Source organism: Cellulomonas bogoriensis 69B4 = DSM 16987, assembly GCF_000767165.1.
GTDB lineage: Bacteria > Actinomycetota > Actinomycetes > Actinomycetales > Cellulomonadaceae > Actinotalea > Actinotalea bogoriensis.
This window is the reverse complement of sequence record NZ_AXCZ01000230.1, coordinates 1-3,280: the sequence shown is the minus strand read 5'-3', so window position 1 is coordinate 3,280 and position 3,280 is coordinate 1. Positions and strand designations below refer to the sequence as shown.

The window sequence follows — 3,280 nt, the reverse complement described above, 5'->3', positions numbered from 1 at the left end:
CGGGCCATGCCGCCGCGCCGCCGGCCTGCACCCCCACGACCTCCACGTCCGGGTGGTCGGCGCCCAGGGCCGCGACCGCACCCGCGGCGAGCCCACCCCCACCCACCGGCACCAGGATCGTCCGCACGTCCGGGACCTGCTCCAGGACCTCACGCACCACCGTCCCCTGACCTGCGACGACGTCACGGTGGTCGAACGGGTGGATCATCTCCGCGCCGGTGGACGCGGCGTGCTCACGGGCACGGACCAGTGCGTCGTCGACCGTGTCACCGCCCAGGACCACCCGTGCGCCGTACTGCTCGGTCGCGGCGACCTTCGGCAGCGCCGCGCCCTGCGGCATGTACACCGTCGCCGACATGCCCAGCATCCGGGCCGCCAGGGCCACGCCCTGGGCGTGGTTCCCGGCACTGGCCGCGACCACCCCCCGGGCGCGTTCGGGCCCGGACATGCGCGCCATGCGCACGTACGCACCCCGGATCTTGAACGACCCTGAGCGTTGCAGGTTCTCGCACTTGAGGTGCACGGGCCCACCCGCGATCTCCTCCAGGGCGCGACTGCCGTCCACAGGAGTCCTGGTCGCCACACCCTCGAGCAGCGCCGCGGCGCCGGCGACGTCCTCGGGCCCCACGGCCGGCACGGCGCCGGCCGTGCCCCGGTCGGTCTTGTCGACGTCGATCACGTGGCCACTCACCCGGCCTGCCGGGCTCGTACGCGCGCACCCGGTCCGTCGAGGCGAGCCAGCTGCCCGTCGAGCCCTCCTGGATCGAGCCCGAGGTAGGGGAACTTGTCCCGGCCGTGCAGGTAGAGGACGACGGTGTTGAGCGTCGCGGTGATCGGGACGGCGAGCAGGGCACCGACGATGCCCGCGCTGATCGACCCGAGGGTCACCGCCAGCAGCACCGCCACCGGGTGCAGGGACACCGCGTGCCCCAGCAGGAGCGGCTGCAGGACGTTGCTCTCCAGCTGCTGCACCCCGATGACGATCAGGAGCATGATCAGCGCCGTCCCGAGGCCCTGGTCCACGAGCGCGACCAGGACGGCGATCGCACCCGTCGCGATCGCACCGACGAACGGGATGAAGCTCGCCAGGAAGATCAGCACCATGAGGGGGATGACGAGCGGGAGGCCGAGGATCGCGGCACCGATGCCGATGCCGACCGCGTCCACGAGCGCGACGAGGATCTGCGCACGCACGTAGGAACCGAGGGTGACCACTCCACGCCGGGACGCCTCGTAGGCGCGGTGCCGACCCCCGGCGGGCAGCAGCCTCAGCAGCCACGCCCAGATGATCTTCCCGTCCTTGAGGAAGAACAGCAGGCAGAACAGGGCGATGACCACGCCGATCAGCACCTGACCGATCGTCGTGGTGACCGAGAGCGCGCCGCTGACCAGCATGTTGCTGTTGTCACCGATCTGGGCCACGAGCTGGTCCAGATAGAGGGACAGCTGTTCGCTGTCGATGCCGAGCGGGGTGTCCTCCAAGGTCAGGAGCAGCTCCTGGAAGCCGTCCAGCGCCTGGTCCCACAGGGCTGCGAAGCCCTGGGCGATCTGCTGCCCGGCCAGGGTGAGGAGCCCGCCGACGACGGCGACGAGGCCCACGACGGTGGTGGTGGCGGCCAGGCCCCGGGGAAAGCGCAAGGTCCCGGTGAGGAACTCCACCACCGGGGTGAGCAGGACGGTCAGGAGCAGCGCCACGACCACCGGCACCCAGATGACCTTCGCCGTGGCCATCGCGAACACGAGCGCACCGACCACCACGCCGATGAGGATCAGACGCCACGACCAGGCCGCGGCCACCCGCACCGACAACGGGACCGCCTCGCGCGCCGCCACAGGCACCTCGAGGACCGGTGCAACGGGCTGCGCACCCGGGGGCGGACCGGACGGCGCCGTCAGATCAGGTCGGCGACGGCGGGGCCGCCGACGCCCCTCACCGTTCATGCCAGGGCCTGCCCGAGGTCGGCCACGAGGTCGGCCACGTCCTCGATACCGACGGAGAGCCGGACGAGGTCGTCGGGGACCTCCAGCGCAGAACCCGCGACCGACGCGTGGGTCATCATGCCGGGGTGCTCGATGAGCGACTCCACCCCGCCCAGGGACTCGGCGAGGGTGAACACCCTGGTGCGCTCGCACACCTCCAGGGCCTTCTCCCGTGACCCCACCCGGAACGCGACCATGCCCCCGAACCCGCTCATCTGCCGGGCCGCGACCTCGTGGTGCGGGTGGTCGGCGCGGCCCGGGTACAGGACCTGGGTGACGGCCGAGTGCCCGGCCAGGTAGTCGGCGACGGCTGCGGCGTTCTGGCAGTGCCGGTCCATGCGCACGGCGAGGGTCTTCAGGCCCCGCAACGTCAACCACGCGTCGAACGGGCCGGCCACCGCACCCGAGGCGTTCTGGTGGAAGGCCACGGCGTCCGCCAGGGACGTCGTGCCCGTGGGCCCCTCCAGCCCGACGGGCAGCTGCGCACCGTCACCCACGACCAGGGCCCCGCCCACCACGTCGCTGTGCCCACCCACGTACTTGGTGGTCGAGTGCACCACCACGTCCGCACCGAGCGCCAGGGGCTGCTGCAGGTACGGGGTCGCGAACGTGTTGTCCACCACCAGGACCGCACCCGCGGCGCGCGCGATCGCAGCGACACCCGCGACGTCGGCCACACCCAGGAGCGGGTTGGTGGGCGTCTCGACCCACACGACCTTGGTGCGGCCGTGCTCCACGGCGGCGGCCACCGCGTCCAGGTCCGACAGGTCCACCGGCGTGTGCTCCACACCCCAGGGCCCCAGGACGCGGGCGATCAACCGGTAGGTGCCGCCGTAGGCGTCGTCCGGCACCACCATGTGGTCGCCGGGGCGCAGCACGGCGCGCAGGAGGGTGTCCTCGGCGGCGAGGCCCGAGGCGAACGTGTACGCCCTCGACCCGCCCTCGACCGCAGCCAGCGCCTCTTCCAGGGCGGTGCGCGTGGGGTTGGCCGAGCGGGAGTACTCGTAACCGCCGCGCAGCCCACCCACGCCGTCCTGCTTGAAGGTCGACACCTGGTGGATCGGGGGGACGACGGCACCGGTCGCGGCGTCGGGGTCCTGCCCGGCGTGGATCGCACGCGTGGAGAAGCCCGTCCCGGCCCAGTCGTGAGAGGTCGCGTCAGTGGTCACCGCACCAGGCTAGAGCCCTCGCGTGCGGAACATGTGACGACGGCGCCGACGTTGTGAGAAGAACAGGCACCGACCGAAGGAGCGACCGTGTTCGGCACCACACCCACCATGGTGACCCGGGAGCAGGCGCT

General features: G+C 72.2%; 3 protein-coding genes. All 3 read right to left on the bottom strand.

Translation table 11 applies throughout. The annotated features are described in order from the left end of the window. Nucleotides 1-637 (bottom strand): threonine ammonia-lyase (locus tag N869_RS13815; RefSeq protein WP_035062529.1); only part of this gene is annotated, 637 nt, incomplete at its 3' end. A 50-nt stretch (nucleotides 638-687) separates the two neighbouring features. Next, nucleotides 688-1,833 (bottom strand): AI-2E family transporter, encoded by a 1,146-nt coding sequence (locus N869_RS13810; protein WP_052105587.1) that lies wholly within the window; start codon nucleotides 1,831-1,833, stop codon nucleotides 688-690. A gap of 104 nt (nucleotides 1,834-1,937) precedes the next feature. Beyond that, nucleotides 1,938-3,149, bottom strand: a complete 1,212-nt coding sequence (locus N869_RS13805; protein WP_035062526.1) for a cystathionine gamma-synthase — start codon at nucleotides 3,147-3,149, stop codon at nucleotides 1,938-1,940. Nucleotides 3,150-3,280 lie beyond the last annotated feature (131 nt).